Source organism: Methylosinus sp. Ce-a6, assembly GCF_009811655.1.
In the GTDB taxonomy this organism is placed as follows: domain Bacteria; phylum Pseudomonadota; class Alphaproteobacteria; order Rhizobiales; family Beijerinckiaceae; genus Methylosinus.
Map to the genome: position 1 here is coordinate 115,840 of NZ_BGJX01000002.1, position 24,521 is coordinate 140,360.

A 24,521-nucleotide genomic window follows, 5' to 3' on the forward strand; every position below is an offset into this window, starting at 1 on the left:
CGATCGGGTGAACGACAGAAAGATCGAGGACGAGGCGCTTCCGCCTCCCCCTCGAGGGCAGGGTGAGACGGCCCTTCCGGCGTTTGCGCCCCTGAGACTGACAGCAGGATGGAAGACGATGACCTTTTTGAACAATATTGTCGCCGCTCTGCGCGCCTATGCGCTGACGCTCGTCGACGCTATCGTCGCCTTCTTCTCCTTGCTGGCCGTGACGCTCCGCGCGCTCGTCACCGGCGAGGGAACGCTGAAGGAGCGAGCGCTCGGCGCGCTCACCCTGCCGAGCTCGCAGATCAAGGCTTTCGCCGTGCTGCGCGCCGCGCTGCCCAATTTCGTCATCTCCAAGCAGCTCATCACCAGCTATGAGAACAGCGGCACGGCGGTTGTCACGCGCGCCTCGGATGTGATCGAGGTGCTCGACCGCGAAGCGGATTTCGCCGTCGTCTACGAGCCCAAGATGCGCGCCATCACCGGCGGCGCCAATTTCTTCCTCGGCATGCAGAACACCGCGCAATATCAGCACGACACCTCGCTGATGAAGCTCGCCATGCGCCGCGACGACGTCGAGACCTTGGTGACGCCGCTCGCACGCGCCCGCGCCGAGGCCTACGCCTCCGCCTTTCCGACGCGCATCGACGTGCCGCAGGATTTGACGCTGCGCGTTCCCGCCGCGATCGTCTCCGACTATTTCGGCGTCTCCGCTCAGGCCGAGACGGACGCGATCCAATGGGCGACGATCCTTTTCTGGTGGCTGTTCGTCGATCTCAAAGGCGATCCGGCGATCGAGACCAAGGCGCTGATGGCCGCAGCCGAGCTGCGCAAGGCGATCGACGCGGCCATCGCCGCGCGCAAGGCGAGCGGCGAGACGAAGGACGATGTGCTCGGCCGCGCGCTGGAGCTGCAGAAGGGCGCGCCGGAGTTCGACGATCTCGCCATTCGCAACAATCTCATCGGCCTCGTCATCGGCGCGATCCCGACCATTTCCAAAGCCTCGGTGCAGGCGCTCGACCAATTGCTCGACCGGCCCGAAGCGCTCGCCGGCGCCCATGCCGCGGCGACGGCCGGCGACGCGGCGCTGCTCGGCGCCTATCTGTTCGAGGCGCTGCGCTTCAACCCGGTCAATCCGGTCATCTATCGCCGCGCCAACCGCACGACGACGATCGCCGCCAACACGCTCCGCGCCCGCAAGATTCCCGAGGGCGCCATGGTGCTCGCCGCCAATCTCTCGGCCATGTTCGATCCGTTCCAGATCGAGAAGCCGAACGAGTTCCGCGTCGATCGCCCCTGGGGCGATTACATTCTCTGGGGCTATGGCCTGCACACCTGCTTCGGCGCCTATATCAATCGCGCGGTGATCCCGGCCATTCTGCGGCCCGTGCTGGCGCGGCCGAACCTGCGCCGCGCTTCCGGCGCGGCCGGCCAGATCGACGGCGCGACGCCCTTCCCACAGCATTTCGTGGTAGAGAGCGACTGACGGGGTCTCCCGCGCGGATTGTTTTCGCGTGGCGCCCGGCCGTTCCTTCTCCCCGCGAGCGAGGAGAGGGAATGGATTGAAGGCCCCGCGACCTCGAGCCGAAGGGAAACCAAGTGTCCGACGCCAATTCCGATATAGACGCGCTGCCCTTCGAAAAAGCGATTCAGGAGCTCGAGGAGATCGTCGGCAAGCTCGAGAAAGCGAGCGTCTCGCTCGACGATTCGGTGAGGCTCTATGAACGCGGCGAGGCGCTGAAGAAGCGCTGCGACGCGCTGCTGCGCGAGGCCGAGGCGCGCATCGAGAAGATCACGCTCGGCGCCGACGGCGCGCCCAAGGGAACCCAGCCGCTCGACGTCGAATAGGGCTCGGCTTTGCCACACGCGCAGGATGCGAGCCTGAAGGCTCACGGTCCGACGCGCGCCCTGGACCGCGAGCCTTCAGGCTCGCTTTTCGCGCGACCTTCACTTGCGGATCGTCACCTTGCGGCCGTCGCGAATATCGACGGGGGGATCGAGCGCGATCGTCTCGTCGCCCTTCAATCCCTGATCGACGTCGACGGTCGTGCCGAGATCGCGGGCGATGCCGATCTTCGCGACCCGCACGACATCGTCCTTCTCGATGACGACGACGCGCGGCCCATCGGCGCCGAACAGGATCGACGGCGCCGGAATATTGACCAGCGGCCGCGGGCGCGGAATGTCGAGCACCACGCGCACGAACATTCCCGGCCTGAGCTCCCCTGTCGGATTGGGCACATCGACCTCGGTCAGCAGCGTGCGCGAGGCGGCGGCGAGCGACGAGGCGTTGCGCGCGACCTTGCCGGTGAAGCTCTTGCCCGCCAGCTCCGGCGGCAGCACCTTGGCCTCGAGCCCATCGGTCAGCCCCACTGCCTCGGATTGCGGCACGGACACCTGCACGCGCAGAATGTCGTCGCGCGCCATGGTGAAGAGCGGCGTCCCGCTATTGGCGTCGGCGGTGACGAGATCGCCGATTTCCGTGTCGCGCGCCGTCACCACGCCTTTGAACGGCGCCTTCACATCTTTGAACTCGACGAGCTGCTTCAGCCGATTCACATTGGCCTGCGCCGCGGCGATATTGGCCTGAGCCACCTCGACGCCCGCCTGCGCGGCGGCGAGATTGGCCGTCTGCGTCTCCACATTGGCGGCGTTGATGTCATTGCTCTGCTTGCTCTCGTAATTGTTTTTGACGAGCTGCGAGCTGCGGCCGAAGGTGAGCTTGGCGAGGTTGAGATTGGCCTTGGTCTGGTCCACCTGCGCCTTGGCCTGCTGGAGCTGCGCCTTGTAGAGCTCGAGCTGCGCCTGCGCCTGCGCATATTGCTGATCGAGATCGGGCGCGGCGACGCGCACGAGCAGATCGCCCGCCTTCAGCTTCGTTCCGATGTCGGCGCGGCGCTCGGCGATATAGCCCGTCGCGCGGGCGTAGACGCGCGCCTGCTCCCAGGCGAGCGTCTGGCCGGGCAGCTCCACATGAATGGGTCCGGCGACCTTCGTCACTCTGGTCGCGCGCAGGCTCAGCGGCGCATTGGCCTGCTCCTGCTGGAAGACCACGGCCTCGCGCTCGCGCGCGGCATGGCGGAATATGCCGATGAAGAGCACGAGAAGGAGCAGAGCGAGAAGGATGAGGAAGGGCAGCTTGCGTAGGCGCGGCGGCGGCGCCTCGCGCACGCCGACGCCGGTGGAAGCGAGCTGCCGTCCATGCGGCTGCGACATCTCGGTCATAGATAATCCCTCGAGGGCTGCACGTCCGCGCGCCGCAAAATCGAATAGAGGAAGGGCACGAAGAGCAAAGTCGAACATGTGCCGAAGGCGACGCCGCCCATCACCGCGCGCGCGAGCGCCGCGTTCTGCTCGGCGCCTTCGCCGATTGACAGCGCCATGGGCAAAAGGCCGACGAACATCGCCGCCGCCGTCATGATGACCGGCCGAATGCGGGTCATCCCGGCCTCGATCGCCGCCTCATGCGCCGAGACGCCCGTCGCCTCGCGATGCTCGCGCGCGAAGGTGACGAGCAGGATGGAATTGGCGGAGGCGACGCCGACCGACATGATGGCGCCCATCAATGACGGAATGGAGAAGGTCGTGCCGGTGACGAACAGCGCGAAGACGATGCCGCAGAAGGCGATCGGCAGAGCGAGAATGACGACGAAAGGATCGCCCCAGCTCTGGAAGTTCACCACCATCAGCAGATAGACGAACACCATCGAGGCGACGAGGCCGAGGCCGATGCGCGCGAAGGCCTGGTTCTTGCTCTCGATCTGGCCGCGCAGGACGATATAGTTGCCGGGTTTCAGCTCCGGCTCGATCTCGGCGATCGCCTTGCGCAAATCCTTCTCGACGCCGCCGAGATCGCGGTCCTGTATATTGGCGTAGACGTCATAGGTCGGCTGCGTGTTGGAATGGGTGGCGACGGTCTGCTCCGCGCCGCGCGTCCAACGCGCGACATTGGTCAAAAGATCGACCTGCGCGGATCCGGCGCCGGTCAGATCGGACACGGGCGTGTTGGCGAAGGCGTCGAGCGAAGCGATGCGATATTCCGGCGTCTGCACCGCCACTTGATAAGGAATGCCCGTCGTCGGGTCCGACCAGAAGTTCGGCGTCACCTGGAAGGACGAGCTCAACGAGACGTTCACATTGGTGGCGACCTGCTGGACGCTGACGCCGAGCTGCTGCCCTTTCCACCGATCGATGTCGACGCGGAAATCCGGCGCGTCGAGAATTTGATGAATATGCGCGTCGACGACGCCGCGCACGCGGCTGACCCGCTCGAGCAGCTTGCGCACGATGAGCTTGTTGCCCGCCGCGTCGCGACCCACGACGCGCACGGCGATCGGCGCCGGCAGGCCGAAGTTCAATATCTGCGTGACGATGTCCGCCGGCTGGAAATAGAAGATCGAATCGGGAAAGCGCTGCGGCAGGAGCTCGCGCAGCCGCCGCATATAGACGGCGGTGGGCGCATGGCCATGGGCGAGCGAGATCATGATCTGCCCGTCGCCATAGGCGACCGTGGTGCCGTCCGAGAAGGCGTGATTATAGGTGATCTGCGGCAGGCCGATATTGTCGATGACGAGGGCGAGATCGCGTTCCGGGATCACCTCGCGGATCACATCCTCGACCTTCTGGAAGAGGCGCTCGGCCTCCTCTATGCGAAGGCCCGAGCGGCCGCGCACATGCAGCGTCATCTGGCCCGAATCGATCTGCGGATAATAATCCTCGCCGACCGAGACGAACAAAAAGGCGCCGAAGGCGAGGACGCCGGCGACGAAAGCGAGCGTGCGGGCCCGATATCGCAACACGGCGGCGAGCAGCAGCGCATATTGGCCGCGCATTCGCTCGAAACCATGCTCGAAACCGAGCTGGACGCGCGTCAGCGCGCCGGAAAATCCGGAGAGCCGCGCGTCGCTCTCGCGCTCTTGCGCCGCATGATGCTCATGCGCGAGCAGCTGGTCCATCAATATGGGCACGAGCGTTCGCGACAGGAAATAAGAGGCGAGCATGGCGAAGACGACGGCGAGCGCCTGCGGCACGAAGAGATAGCGCGCGGCGTCGGTCAGGAAGATCACCGAGACGAAGGCCGCGCAAATGGCGAGCGTGGAGATGAACGCCGGCTTGGCGATGCCGGCCGCGCCCTCCGCCACCGCATGGCGAAACTCCTTGCCTTCCTCGAACAGGCGATAGGTGTTCTCGATCGCCACAGTCGCGTCGTCGACCAATATGCCGACCGCGAGCGCGAGGCCGCCGAGCGTCATGATGTTGATCGTATGGCCGAGCGCGCTGAGCACGGCGAGCGAGGTCAGGATCGACAGCGGAATGGAGATGACGACGATCAGCGTCGAGCGCCACGAGCCGAGGAACAAGAGGATCATCAGCGCGGTGAGGCCGGCGGCGATGACGCCCTCGTGCAGCACGTCCGAGATCGCATTGGAGACGAAGACCGACTGGTCGAACAATTCGGCGATCTGCGTGTCCTTCGGAATCGCCTCGCGCAGCTTGGCGATGCCGGCCTTCACATTCTCGACGACATTGAGCGTCGAGGCGTTGCCGTTCTTCAATATCGTCAGCAGCACCGAGCGCGCGCCGTCGACGCGCACGATGTTCTGCTGCGGCGGGCTGCCGTCCCTCACTTGCGCGACGTCGCGAACGAGCAGCGGCGCGCCGCCGGCGACGCGGATCGGAATATTGTTGAGCGTCATCAGCGCGTCGGGCGTCGAATTGAGGCGCACGACATATTGCAGATCGCCGAATTTCACCAGGCCCGAAGGAACCACCAGATTGCCGGCGGTGACGGCGTTGACGACGTCGAGCGGCGTGAGGCCGCGCGCCTGCAACGTCGCCGTGTCGAGATCGACCATGATCTGGCGCTGCTTGCCGCCCCAGGGCGTCGGCAGAGTGACGCCCGGCGTCGTCGTCAGCTGCTGGCGCACGCGATAGAGGCCCATGTCGTAGAGCTGCTGCTCATTGAGGCTCTTGCTGGAGAGCGCGAGCTGAATGACCGGCACTTGCGAGGCCGAATAGCGCACCACCGTCGGCGGATTGATGCCGGGCGGCATCAGCGCGCGGATGGAGTTCATCGCCGAGACGACCTGCGCTATGGCGAGCTCTATGTTCACATCCGGCTGGAAATAGATCTTGATGACCGCGACGCCTTGCAGCGTCTGGCTCTCCATATTGCGAATGCCGTTGACATTGTTCGATGTGGAGAGCTCGGCGTAGGTGGTGACGCGACTCTCCATCTCCGCGGTGGAGAGGCCCGTATAGGTCCAGATGACCGTCACGACCGGAATATCGACGTTGGGAAACACGTCCTTGGGCGTCGACACGATCGCCGCGCCGCCGAGGAAGGTCGTCAGAATGGCCAGAACGTAGAACGTCAGCCGAAACTTGAGCGCATATTTGACGAGTTCCATGGACGTCTTCCACTTTCACTCCGATGCGGGCGCCGTTGTCCGCATCGCTCTCGCCTCGTCCGCAATCGGATCGCCGCTCAGCCGCTCGCGCTCCTCGCCTTCGGCTTCTTCACGGAACAGCTCATTTTCTCGATGAGATTGGCGCGCGCCGTCTCCAGCACGCGCATCAAGGTCGCCCGGTCCTCCTCGCTGACGCCGGCCAGCGCCTCCTGGCGCGTCGCTTCGGAGATCGGGGCGATCGCCTCGACCACCGGCCAGGCCGCTTCGGTCAGAAACAGCAGCCAGACGCGCCAGTCGGTCTCATGCGGCCGTCGCTCGACGAGGCCCAGCGCCTGCAACCGGTCGATGGTGCGGCCGAGCGTGATCGGCTCCAGATCGAGCATATCGGCGAGCACGCACTGGCTGACGCCCTCATTGCGCGCCAGATAGGCCAGGGCCTGGGTCTGCGCTCGCGTCAGGCCCAATTCGCGGGCGTTCTGCTCGAAGCGCTTGCGCATGAGCCGCGCCGCGTCATGCAGCAGAAAGCAGAAAGTCGTCGGCGGCGGCGAGGACATTAGGCGCGCTTTCTATAGCATGGCTTTCGATAAGCCTGCTTACTAAATAGCATCGCCGCGCCGAATTCAAGCCTCGCCCGAGCCGGCGGCCCGCCGAACGGCCGGTTCGGCCCTATTTAGGATGAACGCACGAGTCGATTGGCGGGGAGCCCCCGCGCCTAGAATTGGGATTACGGCAATTCGGCGCCGTCCGAATGCGCGTCCAAAGCGAGGAGAACCGAGGATGAGGCTGCTATTGGCTTGCGCACTCTTGCTGGTCGGCGCGGCGGTCGCCGAAGCCGCGACGCGCGGAACGGCCCGCCAGCGCTCGGCCTGCACGGACGACGCCTATAAATTCTGCGAGCGCTATGTGCCCGACGCCGCCGCCGTGGAGAGCTGCCTGAAATCCAACATGGGCGGGCTCAGCCGCGCCTGCCGCGCGCAGATCGAGGGCGCCGCGGGCGCCAAGAAGCGCGGCCGCCGCCGCTGACGGCCAAGGCCCTCAGAGCCGCCGAGCGAAACGGCGGATGTCGACGCCGTTCTGAGCGAGCAGATCTCGCAAGGCGGGAGGCACATTCACCACGCGGGTGGCGTTGCCGTCGTATTGGCAGGCGGCGCGCAGGCTGACGTAATGGCCATAGATGCGATTGGTCTCCTGATCGCCGATGACCGGGCGCGCCTCGCTCAGAAGATAACCGACTTGATCTTCGCCGTATTGGGCCACGAGCTGGCAGCCCACTGCGACTTTTTCCGCACAGGCGGGAAAAGAGATCAAGGTCGCGATGGCCGCCGTTGCGAAAATCTTCATTTCATTTCCTCGACGTTACAAGACGCGCGCGACGGTGGCCGCGCAGATCGTCGGATCCGACCCTTTCTCTCTTCTGTGAGCTTCTTGGCCGAAATTTGTCTCGTCTCGGCCGCTCGGCGCGATCCGCGAGACCGCCGCGTCGCTCCGCCGTATCGGTCCGCGGCGCGCGAGGGCGAACGAAAACTCAACTATGTTCAACGGAATGTTTACGCTTAGCGCCAATGTTCAGGGGCGGATCAGGTGGTTTTCGGGACGCATGGCCCGATCGTAATGTGAAGCCCGTTCGCGGCGGGCGGTTGGAGTTGCGTCATGAGTTTGTCGGTTTCCGGCGATGACCTCCCCTATGCGTCCGGCCCGCTGAGGGCGCGCCCTCTCGGCAGTCTCGCCGCCACGATGATGGGCGTCGCGGCGCTTCTCGTGCTGTCGGGATCTCTCCTGTTCGTCCGCGCGCCGCAGCAGCAGGCGGCGGCGACCGCCACAGCCGAGCCGCCGGCCGTCGCCGCGCCCGTTCGCGCTCCCGCGCCCGCCGTCGCCCCGGAACGCGCCGCCGCCTTCGCGCTCGAGGCGCCGGAGCTCGACAAGGAGCCGAAGATCACCCTCGATCCGCCGCTCCCCTCGGGCGGGCGTCAGGAGACGCACGCCTTCGGCGCGATCGACAATGGCAGGCCCTATCTGCGGCTCGACATTCTGCAGCCTGCCGGCGAGAAGCTCGGCAATTCGGATTTCTTCCTCGATGTGGCGCGCCACGCCGCCCAGGCCGGCCTCGCGGTTGTCCGCATCGGCCAGCCGACGCCGCTCGTGACCCGCGCCGGCGCCTTCGAGGCCGCGGAGATCAAGCTGTCGCTACGCGAAGGCGGCGTCGCCGCCGCCGCCACGGGCGAGCGCTCCTGCCTCGCCGTGCGCCTCGTCAACGCCAGCCTGTCGATGGAGATGGCGGGCCTCGCCTGCGGAGCCGGAACAAAGCCCATGGACCGCCGCGCCGTCGGATGCCTGCTCGACCGCGTCTATTATCTGCCCTCCGGCGCGAACAAGGCGCTTCTCCGCTCCTTCCCCAGGATCGACGGGCCGGGCTGCCTCGCCGCCGCTCCCGCGAGCGAAGCGGAGCCCGCCAAGCCGGCGCAGAAAAAGCGCGCCGCGCGCCATTGAGCGTGATCCCTTAGAGCGTTTCCAGCCGAAGTGGACGCCGGTTCGGCGTCGGAAACGCGTTGAAACAAAAGCCTAGAGTCTTTCCGTGTTGAGACTCTAGGGGCGGCCCGACGCATTCGCCGGATCGCCTTCAGCTTTCGTGAGGCGCGCCGAGCGAGCGCCGGTATCGCCCGGCGAGATGATTGGTTATGATCCGGTCGATATCGGAATCAGGAGATGAGGATGCGTCATTTCGTCAGTTTGTCGGCCGGTTTCGCCTGCCTTCTCGCCCTTGCGACGGCGGGCGAGGCGCTCGCCAAGCCGCATCGCGCGGCGCATCGTCAGGGCGTCGTAGCGACGCCCATCATCGTGGCGACGGGCCCCATCCCCTATGTGCGCCAGCCGCTCGTCGTTCCGCGCCGCAGCTGGCTCGACCCCGGCCCGGTCGTGCCGGTCGGCTCCACCAATCGCTATGTGCAGGAAACGACCTATTTCGCCTATCAGCCGGTGGAGGACAATCAGCGCAGCTGGCACATGCAGGAGACGCTGCCGAACCGCCGTCGCTTCGAAGTGCTGCCCTATCGCGACGGCATCGCGCCGATCTGGTGGCCGTGATCTGAAGAATCGATACGGGACGAACGAGGCGCCCGTTCCGTCTCCTTCGCTCAGTGCAATGAGCGCGGCGGCGGCGGGGGCGGCTCGCTCTGGACCATCAGCGGGCTCGCCTGATGATGCACGAGCCGCCAGGCGCCGTCCACGAGCCGGAAGCCGTTGGTGGCGACGAGCGCCGACTGCCCCACCATCTCCATGCAGACGACGCGTCCCTCGGAGCCGCAGATCAGCGCGCGCTCGCTGCGGCGAAGAACGGGCTCCTGCATAGGGTTGCGCAGAATGTCGCGATAGGAGGCCAAGACCTGCTCACGCCCGAAGATCGGCGGCCAGCCCGGATGGATGCAGCAGACTTCGTCATCGCCCCAGATCGCCGCCATGCCATCCAGATCAGCGGCGACGAAGGCGCGATAATAGGCGGCGTTGGCCGCGAGAAGAGACGCTTCGTCCGACATGGCGCGAAGAATGCGCCGAGCTTCGCCCGATGGCAATAAGAGAAGTGGACCAAGGCGAATGGCCGACGCGCCCGCGCAAAGAGCCGATCACAGGCGCCCGCCAGCATCCGGACGCACGATCTTTTTCAAAATATCCGGCGGAATGCGGATATCGGCGACTTTCCACGTCCAGTCCGAGAGGGCGAAGACGATGGCGACGCCGTCTTTATGGGTGATGCGGAATCGCGTCGGCGACATGAGCTCGAAACGATCCGCGAAGCGTCTGAGATCGAGCTCCTTCCGCTCGCCGCCTTCGCCGCCGCCGCCGGCCGTCGGGGCGCGCCTCGACAGCAGGGCCCCTATGGCGGCGGGCGAGACGAAGCGGTCGACAGCCGTGTCGATCAGCGCCGGGCCGATCGCCGCCAGCAATCCGGCGCCGAGCCGCCCGCCGGGGCCGCGATTCCGGTCGGCCTCGTCGAGCGCGCGCGCCATGACGATCGTCGAGAGCTGCTCCTTGATCGACGCCCGCACGGCGGGAAAATCGACATGGCCGGATATGGCCTCGGCGTTTCCCGCTCTCACGCCCGCCTCGAGCTCACGCAGCGAGAGGACGGCGTATCCGGCAGAGAGCGCCGCCAGAACGAGAAGCGCGAAGACAGCGAAAATAGCGCGTCGCATGTTCCATCCCTCGGCGGCCGCGCGTCGAAGGATCGCGCGGCGGTCCTCGCTTCTCGTCCATCTCGACGTCGCGTTGCAAGCCCCGAAAGCAGAGCCCCGCGCCGTTTCGGCTCGCCGGCGCCGATCGTCACACATCGACGACGCATTGCGCGCGCCAACGACCCGGCGCGTCCTCGACGACGGCGAGCTCGGTGAAGGTCGCGCCTTTGATCTCGACGCCGGGCGCATGGCGCTCCCGCGACACGCTCTCGCCCCGCGCGGTCGCCGTCAGGCGGCCGCCGTCGATCGTCGCCGCAAAGACGGAAAACAGCATCCCGCGCTCGGCCATCTCGAACACGAGAGCGTTCAAGAAATCGACGAGCAGAATGTCGAGGGTCGGGGCCATGGCCTCGACCGTGACGCTCTCACGCGGCGCTACGAGCGCGGGGTCGGTCACGACCGCGGTCATGGCGAGCGCCGCCCGCTCGAAGGCCTTCGCCGGCGTTTCGCCGAAGCCGCGAACGCCTATGTCCGCGCCATGCGGAAAATGCTCCCAATCCGACGCCATGGGTCCGTTCCGAGTGGATAAGCTCGCGGCGGCTCCTATATGAGTAGCGCTTTTCGCGCGAGCCGCCTGTCCTGGGCTCGCTGTCTTCGTGGTCGAAGCCGCCGAGGACGCGAAGGACGGCTCGCTACGCGACATATAGAGAGGACGAGGCCGATCATGGAAAAACCCACGAAAGACAAGGCCTGGTCTTTCCACATCGCCTATTTCCTTCTCGCCCTCATCGGCGTTCTCATCCTGCAGCAGATGTGGACGGTCTATCGCCAGACCGAGGTCGTTCCCTACAGCGAGTTCGAGTCTCTCCTGCGCGAGAGCAAGATCGCATCCGTCGAGGTCGGCAGCGACATCGTGCGCGCGACGCTCGAGGAGCCGATGAAAGACGGGCGCAAGCAGATCGTCGCCGTGCGCGTGCCGACCGACATCGCCGCCGAGCTCGAGGCGGCGAAGGTCAAATATTCGGGCGTCGTCGAAAACACCTGGATCTCGACGCTGCTGTCCTGGGTCGTGCCGATCGCTCTGTTCTTCATCGTCTGGAGCTTCTTGTCGCGCCGCATGACGCAAGGCCTCGGCTCCGTCATGCAGATCGGCCAGAGCCGCGCCAAAGTGTTCGTCGAGACGGATGTGAAGGTCGGCTTCGCCGATGTCGCCGGCGTCGACGAGGCGAAGGAGGAGCTGCAGGAGATCGTCGCCTTTCTGAAGGACCCGACGACCTATGGACGTCTCGGCGCGCGCATACCCAAAGGCATTCTTCTCGTCGGACCGCCCGGCACGGGCAAGACTCTGCTCGCGCGCGCCGTGGCGGGAGAAGCAGGCGTTCCCTTCTTCTCCATCACCGGCTCGGAATTCGTCGAGATGTTCGTCGGCGTCGGCGCCGCGCGCGTGCGCGATCTCTTCGCGCAGGCGCGGGCGTCCGCGCCCTGCATCATCTTCATCGACGAATTGGACGCGCTCGGCCGCGCGCGCGGAATATCGGGGCTATCCGGCGGACATGACGAGAAGGAGCAGACGCTCAATCAATTGCTCGCCGAGCTCGACGGCTTCGATCCCTCCTCGGGCGTCGTGCTGCTCGCCGCCACCAACAGGCCCGAGGTGCTCGATCCGGCGCTGCTGCGCGCGGGCCGTTTCGATCGGCAGATTTCCGTCGATCGGCCGGACAAGATCGGCCGCGTCGCGATACTGAAAGTGCATTTGAAGAAGATCAAGCTCGGCGCCGATGTCGATCCGAGCGAGATCGCCGCGATGACGCCGGGCTTCACCGGCGCCGATCTCGCCAATCTCGTCAATGAGGCGGCGACATTAGCGACGCGGCGGCGCGCGGCCTCGGTGACGCTCGACGATTTCACCTCGGCGATCGAACGTGTGATCGCCGGACCCGAGAAGCGCAATCGGCTGCTGCATCCGCGCGAGCGGCGCATCGTCGCCTTTCACGAGATGGGCCATGCGATCGTCGCCATGGCGCTGCCCGACATGGACCCGATCAAGAAAGTGTCGATCATTCCGCGCGGCATGGGCGCGCTCGGCTATACGATGCAGATGCCGACCGAGGACCGCTACCTCATGACGCGCACGGAGCTCATGAACCGCATGACGGTTCTGCTCGGCGGGCGCGCGGCGGAGATGAATGTGTTCCACGAGGCGACGACCGGCGCCGCCGACGATCTCCAGCGCGCGACCGAAATGGCCCGCGCCATGGCGACGCGCTACGGCATGGAGCCTTCCGTCGGACAGGCCTCCTATATCGCCGAGCGGCCGCGCTATCTCGATATCGCCGATCTCGGTCAGCGCCGCTCCGAGGCGAGCGAGGAGACGAGCGCGCGCATCGACCGCGCCGTGCGGGAGCTGGTGGACGAGGCCTTTGCGGGGGCGACACGGATCTTGAAGGAGTGCGCGAGCATTCACGAAGAAGCGGCGAAGCGGCTGCTCGAGGAGGAGACGTTCACGGAGGAGGAGCTGGAGCCGATCCACGCGCAGGTGGAGGCGAGACTGAAGGCTCGCGGTCCAGGGAGCGCGTCGAACGCCGAGCCTTCAGGCTCGCATTTCGCGGCGAGCGGCGGCTGAGAGATTAAGTTCCTGCGTGATGCGCGCCAAACGCGGCTCCTTAACTCCCGCGCTGCGGAGAACGCAGCCTCTCGAAGCACGGTCGGACGAGGTTTCCCACAAGTCGGAGAAGGATCCGCACGGTCGCCGTCGCGGACTTTTCCACACGTTCGCGAGCGATCGACGCCCGCTGTCGAGAGCGGTCAGGAGTGGTTTCGCGTCGTCACGCGTTGTGGGCGCTGATCCGCTCCCTTCGCGACTGTTATTGCATATAACGTGAACTGCGCGTTTCTAGATAGCGATCAAAATCGCGAGATCGAGAAATGCTCACCAACAGCCGCGACATCATCCGCCGCCTGGAGCGCGAATGCTGGCGGCTCGTCCGCGTCGACGGATCGCATCATCACTTTGCGAAGGACGGGTGTCGCAATCTCGTGACTGTGCCGCATCCGAGGAAAGACATCTCGATCGGCACGGCGCGGAACATTTATAGGCAGGCTGGCTGGGCCAAGGACTGATCATGCCGCTCGCTGTGTCGATTGGGCGTTCGGCGGCGGGAGAGCGATGATGAGAACGGCGTTGGCGAAACTCTCCGCCCATTCCGGATCGACCTTGATCTCGGACAAATCGCGGGTCGGCGGAATCGAAAGGCCTTCGTCGATCATCCCCTCGGTCCAGCCTTCCAGCGCCTCCGTCGCCATGGCGAACAGATCGTCGAGCTCGTCGGCGGCCGAAAAGCAGCCGGGCGCGTCGGGAAAGCTCACACCATAGGCGCTGTCGCCTTCCTGGTGGACGATGGCGATATAGGGTTTCATGCGACACCCCGTGTCATAGCCGAGGAATAATAGCGCATTCCACTCTTTTTGCTATGAGCCTGACAGCCCCGAAAGCGAGGCCGTCAGGCGCCGGCGCTTGGTTTTTTTCACCCAAACGTCTTCTTCAGCTCCGCCAGGATCGCGTCGCCCATCTCACTCGTCGAAACCGGCGCGACGCCCGGCCCGGCGATATCGGCCGTGCGCAGGCCGGCGGCGAGAACGTCGGAAATCGCCTTGTCCACGGCGTCGGCGACCGAGCCGAGGCCGAAGGAATAGCGCAGCGCCATCACCAAGGAGCCGATCATGGCGATCGGATTGGCGAGGCTCTTGCCGGCGATGTCGGGCGCGGAGCCGTGGCACGGCTCATAGAGCGCCTTGCGTTTGCCGGTCGTCGCGTCCTCCGCGCCGAGAGACGCCGAGGGCAGCATGCCGAGCGAGCCGGTCAGCATGGAGGCGACGTCCGACAGCAGGTCGCCGAAGAGATTGTCGGTGACGATCACGTCGAACTGCTTGGGCCGGCGCACGAGCTGCATCCCGAGCGCGTCGGCGAGCATATGCTCGAGCTTCACATCGGAATATTCGCGCGCGTGCAGCGCCGTCACCACCTCGCGCCACAGAAGGCCGGATTTCATCACATTGGCCTTTTCCGACGAGGTCACCTTGTTGGAGCGCTTGCGGGCGAGCTCGAAGGCGATGCGGGCGATGCGCTCGATCTCATAGGTCTCGTAGACCTGCGTGTCGACGCCGCGCTTCTGGCCATTGCCGAGATCGATGATCTCCTTGGGCTCGCCGAAATAGACGCCGCCGGTCAATTCGCGCACGATCATGATGTCGAGCCCGTCGACGAGATCGGGCTTCAGCGACGACGCCTCGACCAGCGCCGGATAGCAGATCGCCGGACGCAGATTGGCGAAGAGTCCGAGATCCTTGCGCAGGCGAAGGAGGCCGGCCTCCGGGCGCACGTCATAGGGCACGCCGTCCCATTTGGGCCCGCCGACGGCGGCGAGCAGCACGGCGTCGGCGCTTTTTGCGAGACCCATGTCGGCTTCGCTGATCGCCTGGCCATGGGCGTCATAGGCGGCGCCGCCGACGAGGCCCTTCTCCGTCTCGAAAGAGGCGACGCCGGCCTTGCTCAAATAGGCGACGAGCTTCTCGGCTTCGGCCATGATTTCCGGGCCGATGCCGTCGCCGGGCAGCAGAAGGAGCTTGTAGGCGGGCATGAAATCCTCTCTATGACTGGTTCCCTGGGGGTCGCGCCGTCAATAAGGCGCTCGCCGCCGCAAGGCAACAAGGCGGAGAAATGCGTCGTGATGCGACAATCTGTCCGAGAAGGCGCGCTTGCCGGGATCGCGACGGCCGTGCAGCCTGCGTTCCGAGCCCCATGAGGAGCGAGCTTCGCGCCCGTCCCGCCTCGCGGCGCCGAACCACGCGGCAGGACGAGCGCGGAAGACAAGACGAGCCCGGAAGATAAGAACGGCAAATAAGAACGACAAAAGAGGAGACGCGTTTCATGTCGAAATCGAAGATCGTCGCGGCCGCGCTGCTCGCGGCTTCGCTCACCGCCGGCCGCGCCGAGGCCTTCTGTCTGTTCTCCTGCGAGCCGACCGCCGACAATGCGCGCTCGGTGTTCGAGAACCGCCTGAAAAAGAAGTTCGATCCGGACGCCAAGGTCACCAGTTTCGAAGTGTCGCGCTTCTGGCGGCTGGACGTCGAGGGCGCCGGCCATGCGGGCGTCGAATTCTACTTCACCGGGACGGCGGAGTTTCCCAAGGGCGCCAATCTCGATTGCAAGCCCGACGCGACCGGCGCCGTGAAGGCCGGCTGCTCCACGAGCCAATATTTCTCGACGACCGTCTCCAATCAGGAGATCAGGGACCGTCAATATATCGAGCCCGGCGCGAAGATCGAGTTCAAGGACGAGACGCGCTTCGACCAGGACCCCAAGGGCTGGAAGGGCCAGGACGGCAACATCTACTGATCGGCGGCTAGCGCGCCCCTTCCCTAGGCCCGCGCAATTGGTGTAGAAGGCCCGCGACAAGAAGATGCGCGGGCCGCCCTCGTCGGGCGGAGCCGAAGCGCCGGGAGAAAGCCGTTCATGCAGCAGGTTATCATCGTCATCCACCTGATGGTGGTGGTGGCTCTCGTCGTGCTGATCCTCTACCAGAAGTCGGAGGGCGGGGCGCTCGGCATCGGCGGCGGCGGCCTGTTCACGGGCCGCGGCCAGGCCAATGCGCTGACCCGCGCCACCGGCATTCTCGGCGCCATATTCTTCCTGACGAGCATCGCTCTCACCGTGCTCCCGGCCTGGGAACGCGGCGGCGACGGATTGGACCCCGCCAAGCTGGAGCTGAAGGAGGTTCCGGCGACCGGCGCGCCCGCGACGGCGCCGAACGCCGCCGCCCCGGCCGACAAGAAAGAGAGCATCTTCGAGCAGCTGCAGCGGGCCCAGCAGCAGCGCCAGGGCGCGACATCGGGCGCGACGCCCCCGGCCGCCGAGCAGCCTGCCGCTCCGGCCCCGGAGGCCGCTCCGGCGACCCCGCCGGCTCCGGAAGGCGCGAAAGCGCCCGAAGCCAAGGCGCCCGCCGAGGGCGCCGACAAGGCTCCGGCCGAGCAGAGATAGGCGTCTCGGCGGTCGCGGCGGCCGCCGCTTCGCAGCTTCGGCGCGAGAACGCGCCGGTGGAATTCCGCCGGCCGACGAAAAAAGTCTTTTCCGAATCGACCCAGAGGCGATAAGCGTAAAGCCCCATGGCGCGGTACATCTTCATCACCGGCGGCGTGGTCTCCTCACTCGGCAAGGGCTTGGCGTCGGCGGTGCTCGGAGCGCTGCTGCAGGCGCGCGGCTATACCGTGAGACTGCGCAAGCTCGACCCCTACCTCAACGTCGATCCTGGCACGATGAGTCCGTACCAGCACGGCGAGGTCTTCGTCACCGACGACGGCGCCGAGACCGATCTCGATCTCGGCCATTACGAGCGCTTCACCGGCCGTCCCGCCTGCAAGCAGGATAATGTGACGACCGGGCGCATCTATCAGGACATCATCGCCAAGGAGCGGCGCGGCGACTATCTCGGCGCGACGATCCAGGTCATTCCCCACGTCACCAACGCCATCAAGGAGTTCGTCCTCGAGGGCAACGACCATGTCGATTTCACGCTGATCGAGATCGGCGGCACGGTCGGCGACATCGAAGGCCAGCCCTTCTTCGAGGCGATCCGCCAGCTCGGCAATGAGCTGCCAGAGAAGCATTGCGTCTATATCCATCTGACGCTGCTGCCCTTCATCCCCAGCGCCGGCGAGCTGAAGACCAAGCCGACTCAGCATTCGGTGAAGGAGCTGCGCTCCATCGGCATTCAGCCGGATATTCTGCTCTGCCGCACCGACCGCGAGATTCCCCGCGAGGAGAGGCGCAAGCTCGGCCTCTTCTGCAACGTCCGCGAGAGCGCGGTGATCGAGGCGCGCGACGCCGCGCACATCTATGACGTGCCGCGCGCCTATCACGCCGCCGGGCTCGACGCGCAGGTGCTCGCGGCCTTCGGCATAGACCCGGCGCCCAAGCCCGACATGAGCCGCTGGAACGCAGTGACGCAGCGCGTCAACAATCCCGAGGGCGAGGTGACGATCGCCGTCGTCGGCAAATATACGGGCATGAAGGACGCCTATAAGAGCCTCATCGAGGCTTTGGCCCATGGCGGCATCGCCAATCGCGTGAAGGTCAATCTCGACTGGATCGAATCGGAGGTCTTCGAGAGCTCCGATCCGGCCGCCCATCTCGAGCATGTGAACGGCATTCTCGTGCCCGGCGGCTTCGGCCAGCGCGGCGCGGAGGGCAAGATTCTCGCGGCGCGCTTCGCCCGCGAGCGCAATGTCCCCTATTTCGGCATATGCTTCGGGATGCAGATGGCCGTCATCGAGGCGGCGCGCGCGCTCGCCGGCATAGGGAAGGCCAATTCCACCGAATTCGGCCCTTGCGAGGAGCCCGTCGTCGGCCTGATGACGGAATGGCTGCGCGGCAATGCGCTGGAGCAGCGCGCGGCGGGCGGCGATCTCGGCGGCACGATGCGGCTCGGCGCCTATCCCGCGCATTTGAAGCCCGGCTCGCGCATCGCCGCCATCTATGGCCGCCAGGATATTTCCGAGCGCCACCGCCACCGCTATGAGGTGAACGACGCCTATCGCGAGCGGCTCGAGGCGCATGGCCTCTCCTTCGCCGGACTCTCGCCGGACGGGCTCTTGCCGGAGACGGTCGAGATTCCCGACCATCCCTGGTTCATCGGCGTGCAATATCACCCGGAGCTGAAGTCGCGCCCCTTCGAGCCGCATCCGCTCTTCGCGAGCTTCATCGAGGCGGCCAAGGCGCAGAGCCGGCTGGTGTGAGGCGCGCCTTCCGCCCGTCATTGCAAGGAGCGTAGCGACAAAGCAATCCAGGGGCCCGCCCTGCGACTCTGAATCACCTTCGCTTCGCTCGCGATGACGGCCGAAAGGCCGGTCCTGCGAAGCGATCACTCAGTTTCGGTGACGGGAGCCGCCGCCGCATTCCCCGCGCGCCACGCCGCGCGGGCGGCGAGGACGCCCGCCGCGAGAAATCCCACCGTCGTCAGAGAAAAGCTCACGCCGGCGATCAGCGGGAAATGCGGCTCGACCGGAGGCAGAGTCGCCGGATCGAGCTTCGGCTTCAGAGCGCGCAGCGCGAAGGCGAGCGGGTTGTTGAAGGCGCCGAATGAGATCGCCACGAGCACCCAAATCGGCGGCCTTATCGCATATTGGCGGAACAGCAGCGCGAACAGAAACACGAACTGCGCCATCATCAGATAATCGACATGGGCGCGGATGAGATCGTCGCGCCGGGGAATGGCGTGGGCGAGCTCTCCGTCCGGATAGAACAAGGTCACGCCCAGGACCCAGGCGATGGCGAGCGCCAGTCCCAGCAGCAGCGTCGCGAAGCCGAGCAGAAAAGCGTTGCGCGACGGCAGGCGCGCCTCGATCGAATGCTGATTCATCGTCAAATCTCCGAAGCCCCGTTCGGGGAGTGGCGCGATACTCGCGCGCGGCGCTCGTCACGCCGAAGAGCGCGCGGACCGCCGCGCGCCGGGCATTTTGCCCGATCTTCCGGGGCGGGCCCGGCAGCGCCGCTGGATCGCATTGGCGGTGAAGGCAAATCCTGCTTTACTCGGCGACGCTGGGAAGGAGCCGGGAGCCGAGCTCGATGCAATTGATCATTCGCCTCATCATGCGCCTCTTCGCCATTGTGGCCTTTTGCCTCGCGCTCGCCATCGGCTGGGTGATGGACGACGCCAATCGCGCGATTCGCGCCGAGACGCGCGGCTCCGCCGAGCGCGTCGCGCATGAGCTCGAAAATCTCTTCTGGCGCGAGATTCTCTGGCGCGGCAGCATGAGGCGCGACAACATCCTCCCCATTCCCAATTGGGAGTCGCTCACGACGCTGAAGCTCGTCTCGCCCGGCGTCTGCATCACTTTCGCGCCGGGCGCGGAGACGCCGCGCGTTCTGTGCAGCCAGATGGACGGCGTCGGCGCCGAGGCGCCGCAATGGTTCGCGCGCGCCTTCGATCTTCTGTTCGGCGCGCCGGCGCCCGTCTCGCGCCCGCTCACCGTGCGCCAGCCGGAGACCGGAGCCGTCGTCGCGCGCGCCGATCCGGGCGCCGCCGTGCGCCAGGCCTGGCGCGAAATCTCCATCGTCGCCGGCGTCGCGGCGTCGATGGCGGTCGGCGTCTGCCTGCTCGCGGCGCTGGCCATTTTCCATGCGCTCGCCCCGACGCAGACGATCGTCGACGGGCTGCGCCGGCTCGAGAACGGCAATTACCGTCACCGCATCAAATCTTTCACCAGCGGCGAATTCGGCCTCATCGCCCGCGCGGCCAACGACCTCGCCGAGCGGCTGGGGCAGACGACGGCCGAGCGCATGGCGCTGACGAAGCGCCTGTTCGAGGTGCAGGAGGAGGAGCGGCGGGCGCTGGCGCGCGACCTCCACGACGAATTCGGCCAATGCCTCACCGCGACGACCGCCTTCGCCGCGGCGATCGAGGCGGGGGCTTCGGATCGGCCCGATCTCGCCGCCGATGCGCGCTCGATCGGCAAGGTCGCGCGGCGCATGACCGCCACTCTGCGCGAGGCGCTGGCGCGGCTGCGCTCGCAGGATCTCGACGAGCTCGGCCTCGAGGCCTGTCTCGTGCAGCTCGTCGCCGGCTGGAACGCGCAGACGGCGCCCCGCGCGGTCGTTCATCTCGATCTGATGGGCGATCTCGCCGGCGTGCCGCCCGCCGTCTCGACGAGCGTCTTCCGCATCGCCCAGGAATGCCTCACCAACGCCATGCGCCATGGACGGCCGAGCGAAGTCTTTCTGCGCGTCGAGCGTCTCGCCTCCAATGACGGCGTCGTCGCGCTCACCGTGGAGGACGATGGCGACGGCGATCCGACGCGCATCGATTTTTCCGCCGGCCATGGCCTGCTCGGAATGCGCGAGCGCGTTTCGGCCTTCGGCGGCAGCCTCGCCATCGGCCGCGCCACGCGCGGCGTCTGCGTCGCCGCGCGCATACCGCTGGCGCCGGCGAATTCCAACGCCGCCCGCCCCGCCGGCGCGCTGGGGCGCGCCGCGTGACCGGCGTCTCGGTCCTGCTCGTCGACGATCATCCGATCGTGCGGGAAGGCTATCGCCGGCTGCTCGAGCGCCAGCCGGGCTTTCGCGTCGTCGGCGAGGCCGACAGCGCGGCCTCCGCCTATCAGGCCTATCGCAAATTCTCGCCCGACGTGGTGGTGATGGACCTCCAGCTCACTGGGGGCGCGGGCGGGCTGGAGGCGGTGCGCCACATCAGGCAATGGGACAAGCGCGCCCGCATTCTCGTCGTCACCATGCATGATGCGGCGGCCTATGCGCTGAAGGCCTTCGAGGCCGGCGCCAACGGCTTCGTCACCAAGGGCGGCGAGGCGGCGGAGCTGGTGCGGGCGGTGGAGACGGTCGCCGGCGGCGGCCGCGCGCTCGGCGACGACATAGCGCGGGAGATCGCGGCGGAGCGTCTCGCCGAGGGCCGCTCGCCGCTCGACGATCTCGGGCCGCGCGAGACGGAGATTCTACGCCTCGTCGCCTCCGGCCGCACGACGGAGGAGATCGCTCGCGCGCTCAATCTCAGCACCAAGACCGTGCAGAACTATCATTATCAGATCAAATCCAAGGTCGGCGCGCGCACCGACGCCCATCTCGTCTGGCTCGCCATCGGCGCCGGCCTGGTCGGCGCCGAGAAGTCGGTGTGACGCGGCCTCCACCTCGATCGTCATTGCGAGGAGCGCCGCGACGAAGCAATCCAGGGCCGCCCCGCGACTCTGGACCGCTTCGCTTCGCTCGTGATGACGGGCGGGGCTTGCGTCGTATGAGACGGCGCGCCGACGCGCTCTACGATTTCGCCTTCTCCGCCAGGATCTTCTCGAGATCGGCCTCGGGAATCTCGCCGTTGTATTTGTCGCCGTTGATGAAGAAGGTCGGCGTCGAATTGATGCCGAACTTCTCCGCCGCGCGGTCGCGCACCTTGCTCACATTCTCGTAGAGCTGCTGATCTTTCAGCGTCGCCTCGAACTTCTCCTGGCCGAGCCCGGTCTGCTTCAGCACATTGGCGAGGCCGTCGAGCGGCTTGTCGACGAAGGCCCAGTTCTTCTGCTGGGCGAACAAGAGATCGACGACGGCGTCGCGCTTGTCGCCGGCGTTGCGCGCCAGCATGAAGGCCGCCGTGGCCAGCGGATCGAGCGGGAACTCGCGCAGAATGAACTTCACCTTGCCGGTGTCGATGAAGTTCTTCTTCAGCGCCGGATAGACGTCCCTGTGGAAGGCGGCGCAATGGCTGCAGGTCATGGAGGCGTATTCGACGATGGTGATCGGCGCGTCGGCCTTGCCCTCGACGATATCCGGCAGGGCGTTCGGCCCCATCAGCTCGTCGACCGGAACCTTGCCATTCGGCGCCTTCTGCGCGAAGGCCGGCCCGGCGAGGCCGATGGCGGCGGAGGCCGCGACGGCGAGCGCGGCGCGACGGGTGAGACGAAGGTCGAAGCTGGGCATGGACGCTCCATGAGTGGCGCGGAATGAGTGTCGCGGAACCGGCGCGACCATAGTGCATTTTGGGGGCGTGGGGAATCGGTGACGACAGAGGGTCGAATTTCGGCTGCGCGCCAGAGGAGCCTTTCAGGATCGGGCGATCGCACATCCACACTCGACCGGAAACAGTCATCGGCGCTGGTCTGTGACGTCGACCCGCAATATCATCAAAGCATGGGAAACGATCCATTTCAGCCGTTAGAAACGGCCCGCCTCCGTTTGCGCTGTGTCGGCGCCGAAGACGCCGCTGCGACGGCCATGATGATGACGCCGGAAGTCAGCCGATGGGTTGCTTATTGGCCCTTCCCTTTCACCTACGAAATGGCGGTTGCGCGTATCGAGGCCGCCCGCGATTGGGCGCGCAGAGGCGATGCGCTGCCGTTCGCGGCGACCGACAAGGCCAGCGGCGACCTAATCGGGTGGGTGATGATCTATCGAGACGAAGAGAATCATCGGCGCGGTTCTCTCGGCTATTGGTTTGGAGAAAAGCACCATGGCAAGGGCTATATGAGAGAACTTGCTCCAGTAGCATTGGCGGCCGGTTTCGACCTGCTCGACCTCGACGTGATCGAAGCCGCCGCGCAACCGGCAAATGCCGCATCGATCGCCGTCATGAGGGCTTGTGGAATGAAGCCGACCGGGGAGGGCATGGTCTATGCGCCCGCTCGCGGGCGTCATGAGCTTTGCCAATTCTATGAGGTTCAGCGTCCTCACTCACTGGCTTGAACGTCCGGCATCTCTTTGTTCCGGAAGTTCGGCCCTCATACTCCGAATGGCGGCTACAGTGCAAACATGCACTGATTTGGAAAGCAGTCTGGAAGACGATCCGTGAACGACGGGTTTGGGGCTCGAGGGCGGAACCTCCTGGAGCAGGTTCCCGAAAAGTGCGAAGCGGTTTTCGGAAAAGAACATGCGAATTCAAATAACGTTAGAGCGCATTCGGACATGATTTGTCCGAATGCGCTCTAAAGCATTTCCAGCCGAAGTGGACGCCGGTTCGGCGTTGAAAACGCGTTAAAACGAAAACAACACGTTAAAACGAAAACTTAGAGTCTTTCGGTGTTTCGATGAAACTCGGAAAGACATTAGGTCTCCCCCGGCGTCACCTTCAGCACCGTGATGCGGTTGCGCATCTTGCGCAGCACCTCGAAGCGGAAGCCGTGGAAATTGAACACCTGCCCGGCCTCCGGGATCGCCGCCGCCTCGTGGATGACGAGGCCGGCGATGGTCGTCGCCTCCTCGTCCGGCAGGCTCCATTCCATGACGCGGTTCAAATCGCGCAGCGGCACGGCGCCGTCGACGAGCACCGAGCCGTCCCCTTGTGGGCGCACGCCCTGCATGGCGAGATCATGCTCGTCGCGAATGTCGCCGACGATCTCCTCGAGAATGTCCTCGAGCGTGACGAGGCCCATCACCTCGCCATATTCGTCGACGACGAGCGCAAAATGCGTCTTGCGCTTCAAAAAGGCCTCGAGCTGATCCTCGAGCGTCGTCGATTCCGGCACGAACCAGGGCTCGAGCGCGATCGCGTCTATGTCGAGCTTGGAAAAATCCGCCCCCGCCGCGTCCAGCGCGCGCAAAAGATCCTTGGAGTGGATGACGCCGATGAAATTATCCGGCCGGTCGCGCCACAGCGGCATACGCGTGAAAGGCGAGGCCAGCACCTCGCGCACGATCTGCTCGGGCGGCAGGTCCGCGTCGATCGTGCGCATCTTGGTGCGATGGATCATCACATCGGCGACATGCAGGATCTGCAGATCGAGCACGCCGCCGAACATGTCGCGCCAATTGCGCTCGACGGTTCCTTCCTCATGCATGATGTCGACGGCGCTCTTGAGCTCGTCATAGGGCGAGAGCAGCGTGCGGCCGTGGCCGATCTCGACGCCGACGAGCTTCAGCACGCCGCGCACGAAAACCTCCACGGCGATGAGCAGCGGCCCGAACACGGCGACGAACAGGCTGATGACGCGCGCGACGCGCAGCGACAGCCGGTCGGGGTGGTTGATCGCCACCGTCTTCGGCAGCACCTCGGCGAAGACGAGCAGCAGCACCGTCATGATGATGGTGGCGTAGACGGCGCCGCTCTCGCCCGTCAGATAGACGAGCACGCTGGTCGTGAAGGCCGAGCCGCCGATATTGACCAGAGTGCTGCCGAGCAGCAGCGCCGCGATCATGCGATTGCGCTGGCGCAGCAGGCGGTTGACCAGGGAAGCGCGGCGATCGCCCTCCTTCTCCAGCGCATGCATATGGGCGTGCGAGGCGGCGGTCAGCGCCGTCTCCGAGGCGGAGAAGAAGGCGGACAGGAGAACGCACAATAGGACGACGAAGGCCGCGACCCATATGTCGACCTTCTCGAGCCCCGCTTCGACGCCGCCGTGCATGGTGAGCCTATTCGCGCCTATGGCGTTTCCAGCCGAAGTGGACGCCAATTCGGCGTTGGAAACGCGT

General features: G+C 65.8%; 25 protein-coding genes. 13 read left to right on the plus strand and 12 right to left on the minus strand.

The features are described from left to right. The first annotated feature begins 118 nt into the window (after window positions 1-118). Both Mspo_RS01940 and Mspo_RS01945 read left to right on the plus strand, forming a co-directional pair. A complete protein-coding gene (locus Mspo_RS01940) occupies window positions 119-1,471 on the plus strand; it encodes a cytochrome P450 (protein WP_159726276.1) in 1,353 nt (450 codons plus the stop codon). 113 nt (window positions 1,472-1,584) lie between these two features. Then, window positions 1,585-1,833, plus strand: coding sequence for an exodeoxyribonuclease VII small subunit (locus Mspo_RS01945; protein ID WP_159726278.1), 249 nt, complete (start codon window positions 1,585-1,587; stop codon window positions 1,831-1,833). Between the two features lie 99 nt (window positions 1,834-1,932). Here Mspo_RS01945 and Mspo_RS01950 read toward each other — a convergent pair whose 3' ends face one another. The 3 genes from Mspo_RS01950 to Mspo_RS01960 all read right to left on the minus strand — a co-directional run bounded on the left by Mspo_RS01950 (window position 1,933) and on the right by Mspo_RS01960 (window position 6,949). Continuing rightward, the gene (locus tag Mspo_RS01950) at window positions 1,933-3,210 is read right to left on the minus strand and encodes an efflux RND transporter periplasmic adaptor subunit (protein WP_159726280.1); all 1,278 of its coding nucleotides are present in this window, start codon (window positions 3,208-3,210) and stop codon (window positions 1,933-1,935) included. Then, window positions 3,207-6,395 (minus strand): efflux RND transporter permease subunit, encoded by a 3,189-nt coding sequence (locus tag Mspo_RS01955; RefSeq protein WP_159726282.1) that lies wholly within the window; start codon window positions 6,393-6,395, stop codon window positions 3,207-3,209. Before Mspo_RS01955 ends, Mspo_RS01950 begins: the two co-directional genes overlap by 4 nt. A gap of 77 nt (window positions 6,396-6,472) precedes the next feature. Beyond that, complete coding sequence (locus Mspo_RS01960) at window positions 6,473-6,949, minus strand: MarR family winged helix-turn-helix transcriptional regulator (RefSeq protein ID WP_159726284.1); 477 nt, start codon at window positions 6,947-6,949, stop codon at window positions 6,473-6,475. A gap of 223 nt (window positions 6,950-7,172) precedes the next feature. On the opposite strand from Mspo_RS01960, the gene Mspo_RS01965 reads away from it, so the two are divergent. After that, entirely contained in the window at window positions 7,173-7,418 is a 246-nt protein-coding gene (locus Mspo_RS01965; RefSeq protein WP_159726286.1) for a hypothetical protein, read from the plus strand. Window positions 7,419-7,430: 12 nt separating this feature from the next. Here the strand turns inward: Mspo_RS01965 and Mspo_RS01970 are convergent, their stop codons facing one another. Beyond that, window positions 7,431-7,736 carry a hypothetical protein gene (locus tag Mspo_RS01970; RefSeq protein WP_159726288.1) on the minus strand — a complete coding sequence of 102 codons (306 nt, stop codon included), beginning with the start codon at window positions 7,734-7,736 and terminating at the stop codon, window positions 7,431-7,433. A gap of 309 nt (window positions 7,737-8,045) precedes the next feature. On the opposite strand from Mspo_RS01970, the gene Mspo_RS01975 reads away from it, so the two are divergent. Then, window positions 8,046-8,882, plus strand: coding sequence for a hypothetical protein (locus tag Mspo_RS01975; RefSeq protein ID WP_159726290.1), 837 nt, complete (start codon window positions 8,046-8,048; stop codon window positions 8,880-8,882). A gap of 222 nt (window positions 8,883-9,104) precedes the next feature. Beyond that, on the plus strand, window positions 9,105-9,476 hold the full coding sequence (locus Mspo_RS01980) for a hypothetical protein (protein WP_159726292.1): 372 nt from the start codon (window positions 9,105-9,107) through the stop codon (window positions 9,474-9,476). A gap of 50 nt (window positions 9,477-9,526) precedes the next feature. Here Mspo_RS01980 and Mspo_RS01985 read toward each other — a convergent pair whose 3' ends face one another. From Mspo_RS01985 to Mspo_RS01995, 3 genes are all read right to left on the minus strand, one after another. Beyond that, window positions 9,527-9,925: a nuclear transport factor 2 family protein gene (locus tag Mspo_RS01985; RefSeq protein WP_159726294.1), complete on the minus strand. Its 399-nt coding sequence runs from the start codon at window positions 9,923-9,925 to the stop codon at window positions 9,527-9,529. Window positions 9,926-10,012: 87 nt separating this feature from the next. After that, the gene (locus Mspo_RS01990; protein ID WP_159726296.1) at window positions 10,013-10,582 is read right to left on the minus strand and encodes a DUF2939 domain-containing protein; all 570 of its coding nucleotides are present in this window, start codon (window positions 10,580-10,582) and stop codon (window positions 10,013-10,015) included. Between the two features lie 127 nt (window positions 10,583-10,709). Then, window positions 10,710-11,129, minus strand: coding sequence for an archease (locus tag Mspo_RS01995; protein ID WP_159726298.1), 420 nt, complete (start codon window positions 11,127-11,129; stop codon window positions 10,710-10,712). Window positions 11,130-11,285: 156 nt separating this feature from the next. On the opposite strand from Mspo_RS01995, the gene ftsH reads away from it, so the two are divergent. Continuing rightward, window positions 11,286-13,184: an ATP-dependent zinc metalloprotease FtsH gene (gene ftsH, locus Mspo_RS02000; protein ID WP_159726300.1), complete on the plus strand. Its 1,899-nt coding sequence runs from the start codon at window positions 11,286-11,288 to the stop codon at window positions 13,182-13,184. Between the two features lie 302 nt (window positions 13,185-13,486). Then, a complete protein-coding gene (locus tag Mspo_RS02005) occupies window positions 13,487-13,681 on the plus strand; it encodes a type II toxin-antitoxin system HicA family toxin (RefSeq protein WP_159726302.1) in 195 nt (64 codons plus the stop codon). Here the strand turns inward: Mspo_RS02005 and Mspo_RS02010 are convergent, their stop codons facing one another. Continuing rightward, a complete protein-coding gene (locus tag Mspo_RS02010; RefSeq protein ID WP_159726304.1) occupies window positions 13,682-13,978 on the minus strand; it encodes a type II toxin-antitoxin system HicB family antitoxin in 297 nt (98 codons plus the stop codon). It abuts the gene before it with no gap. 107 nt (window positions 13,979-14,085) lie between these two features. Beyond that, window positions 14,086-15,198, minus strand: coding sequence for a 3-isopropylmalate dehydrogenase (leuB, locus tag Mspo_RS02015; RefSeq protein WP_159726306.1), 1,113 nt, complete (start codon window positions 15,196-15,198; stop codon window positions 14,086-14,088). Window positions 15,199-15,488: 290 nt separating this feature from the next. On the opposite strand from leuB, the gene Mspo_RS02020 reads away from it, so the two are divergent. From Mspo_RS02020 to Mspo_RS02030, 3 genes are all read left to right on the plus strand, one after another. After that, window positions 15,489-15,956 (plus strand): hypothetical protein, encoded by a 468-nt coding sequence (locus Mspo_RS02020; protein WP_159726308.1) that lies wholly within the window; start codon window positions 15,489-15,491, stop codon window positions 15,954-15,956. A 117-nt stretch (window positions 15,957-16,073) separates the two neighbouring features. After that, complete coding sequence (gene secG, locus Mspo_RS02025; RefSeq protein WP_159726310.1) at window positions 16,074-16,598, plus strand: preprotein translocase subunit SecG; 525 nt, start codon at window positions 16,074-16,076, stop codon at window positions 16,596-16,598. 125 nt (window positions 16,599-16,723) lie between these two features. Further along, window positions 16,724-18,352, plus strand: a complete 1,629-nt coding sequence (locus Mspo_RS02030) for a CTP synthase (protein ID WP_159726312.1) — start codon at window positions 16,724-16,726, stop codon at window positions 18,350-18,352. Between the two features lie 125 nt (window positions 18,353-18,477). Here the strand turns inward: Mspo_RS02030 and Mspo_RS02035 are convergent, their stop codons facing one another. After that, entirely contained in the window at window positions 18,478-18,975 is a 498-nt protein-coding gene (locus tag Mspo_RS02035) for a hypothetical protein (RefSeq protein WP_159726314.1), read from the minus strand. Window positions 18,976-19,181: 206 nt separating this feature from the next. On the opposite strand from Mspo_RS02035, the gene Mspo_RS02040 reads away from it, so the two are divergent. Continuing rightward, entirely contained in the window at window positions 19,182-20,591 is a 1,410-nt protein-coding gene (locus Mspo_RS02040; RefSeq protein ID WP_159726316.1) for a sensor histidine kinase, read from the plus strand. After that, window positions 20,588-21,241 carry a response regulator transcription factor gene (locus Mspo_RS02045; protein WP_159726318.1) on the plus strand — a complete coding sequence of 218 codons (654 nt, stop codon included), beginning with the start codon at window positions 20,588-20,590 and terminating at the stop codon, window positions 21,239-21,241. Before Mspo_RS02040 ends, Mspo_RS02045 begins: the two co-directional genes overlap by 4 nt. A gap of 139 nt (window positions 21,242-21,380) precedes the next feature. On the opposite strand, the gene Mspo_RS02050 is transcribed toward Mspo_RS02045, so the two are convergent. Further along, window positions 21,381-22,037, minus strand: coding sequence for a DsbA family protein (locus Mspo_RS02050; RefSeq protein ID WP_159726320.1), 657 nt, complete (start codon window positions 22,035-22,037; stop codon window positions 21,381-21,383). A 78-nt stretch (window positions 22,038-22,115) separates the two neighbouring features. Here Mspo_RS02050 and Mspo_RS02055 point away from each other — a divergent pair, with 78 nt between their 5' ends. Then, the gene (locus tag Mspo_RS02055; protein WP_159726322.1) at window positions 22,116-22,799 is read left to right on the plus strand and encodes a GNAT family N-acetyltransferase; all 684 of its coding nucleotides are present in this window, start codon (window positions 22,116-22,118) and stop codon (window positions 22,797-22,799) included. Window positions 22,800-23,158: 359 nt separating this feature from the next. Here the strand turns inward: Mspo_RS02055 and Mspo_RS02060 are convergent, their stop codons facing one another. After that, window positions 23,159-24,454, minus strand: coding sequence for an HlyC/CorC family transporter (locus Mspo_RS02060; RefSeq protein ID WP_159726570.1), 1,296 nt, complete (start codon window positions 24,452-24,454; stop codon window positions 23,159-23,161). Between the last annotated feature and the right edge of the window lie 67 nt (window positions 24,455-24,521).

Excerpts from the sequence above, each read along its gene's own strand:
- Mspo_RS02040 (WP_159726316.1), top strand. The coding sequence starts at position 19,182 with ATGCAATTGATCATTCGCCTCATCATGCGCCTCTTCGCCATTGTGGCC.
- Mspo_RS01990 (WP_159726296.1), bottom strand. The coding sequence starts at position 10,582 with ATGCGACGCGCTATTTTCGCTGTCTTCGCGCTTCTCGTTCTGGCGGCG.
- Mspo_RS01970 (WP_159726288.1), bottom strand. The coding sequence starts at position 7,736 with ATGAAGATTTTCGCAACGGCGGCCATCGCGACCTTGATCTCTTTTCCC.
- Mspo_RS02050 (WP_159726320.1), bottom strand. The coding sequence starts at position 22,037 with ATGCCCAGCTTCGACCTTCGTCTCACCCGTCGCGCCGCGCTCGCCGTC.
- Mspo_RS02030 (WP_159726312.1), top strand. The coding sequence starts at position 16,724 with ATGGCGCGGTACATCTTCATCACCGGCGGCGTGGTCTCCTCACTCGGC.
- Mspo_RS02005 (WP_159726302.1), top strand. The coding sequence starts at position 13,487 with ATGCTCACCAACAGCCGCGACATCATCCGCCGCCTGGAGCGCGAATGC.
- Mspo_RS02020 (WP_159726308.1), top strand. The coding sequence starts at position 15,489 with ATGTCGAAATCGAAGATCGTCGCGGCCGCGCTGCTCGCGGCTTCGCTC.
- Mspo_RS01975 (WP_159726290.1), top strand. The coding sequence starts at position 8,046 with ATGAGTTTGTCGGTTTCCGGCGATGACCTCCCCTATGCGTCCGGCCCG.
- Mspo_RS02060 (WP_159726570.1), bottom strand. The coding sequence starts at position 24,454 with ATGCACGGCGGCGTCGAAGCGGGGCTCGAGAAGGTCGACATATGGGTC.
- leuB (WP_159726306.1), bottom strand. The coding sequence starts at position 15,198 with ATGCCCGCCTACAAGCTCCTTCTGCTGCCCGGCGACGGCATCGGCCCG.
- Mspo_RS01960 (WP_159726284.1), bottom strand. The coding sequence starts at position 6,949 with ATGTCCTCGCCGCCGCCGACGACTTTCTGCTTTCTGCTGCATGACGCG.
- Mspo_RS01940 (WP_159726276.1), top strand. The coding sequence starts at position 119 with ATGACCTTTTTGAACAATATTGTCGCCGCTCTGCGCGCCTATGCGCTG.
- Mspo_RS01985 (WP_159726294.1), bottom strand. The coding sequence starts at position 9,925 with ATGTCGGACGAAGCGTCTCTTCTCGCGGCCAACGCCGCCTATTATCGC.
- Mspo_RS01980 (WP_159726292.1), top strand. The coding sequence starts at position 9,105 with ATGCGTCATTTCGTCAGTTTGTCGGCCGGTTTCGCCTGCCTTCTCGCC.
- Mspo_RS01950 (WP_159726280.1), bottom strand. The coding sequence starts at position 3,210 with ATGACCGAGATGTCGCAGCCGCATGGACGGCAGCTCGCTTCCACCGGC.
- secG (WP_159726310.1), top strand. The coding sequence starts at position 16,074 with ATGCAGCAGGTTATCATCGTCATCCACCTGATGGTGGTGGTGGCTCTC.
- Mspo_RS01955 (WP_159726282.1), bottom strand. The coding sequence starts at position 6,395 with ATGGAACTCGTCAAATATGCGCTCAAGTTTCGGCTGACGTTCTACGTT.
- Mspo_RS01995 (WP_159726298.1), bottom strand. The coding sequence starts at position 11,129 with ATGGCGTCGGATTGGGAGCATTTTCCGCATGGCGCGGACATAGGCGTT.
- Mspo_RS01965 (WP_159726286.1), top strand. The coding sequence starts at position 7,173 with ATGAGGCTGCTATTGGCTTGCGCACTCTTGCTGGTCGGCGCGGCGGTC.
- ftsH (WP_159726300.1), top strand. The coding sequence starts at position 11,286 with ATGGAAAAACCCACGAAAGACAAGGCCTGGTCTTTCCACATCGCCTAT.
- Mspo_RS02010 (WP_159726304.1), bottom strand. The coding sequence starts at position 13,978 with ATGAAACCCTATATCGCCATCGTCCACCAGGAAGGCGACAGCGCCTAT.
- Mspo_RS02035 (WP_159726314.1), bottom strand. The coding sequence starts at position 18,975 with ATGAATCAGCATTCGATCGAGGCGCGCCTGCCGTCGCGCAACGCTTTT.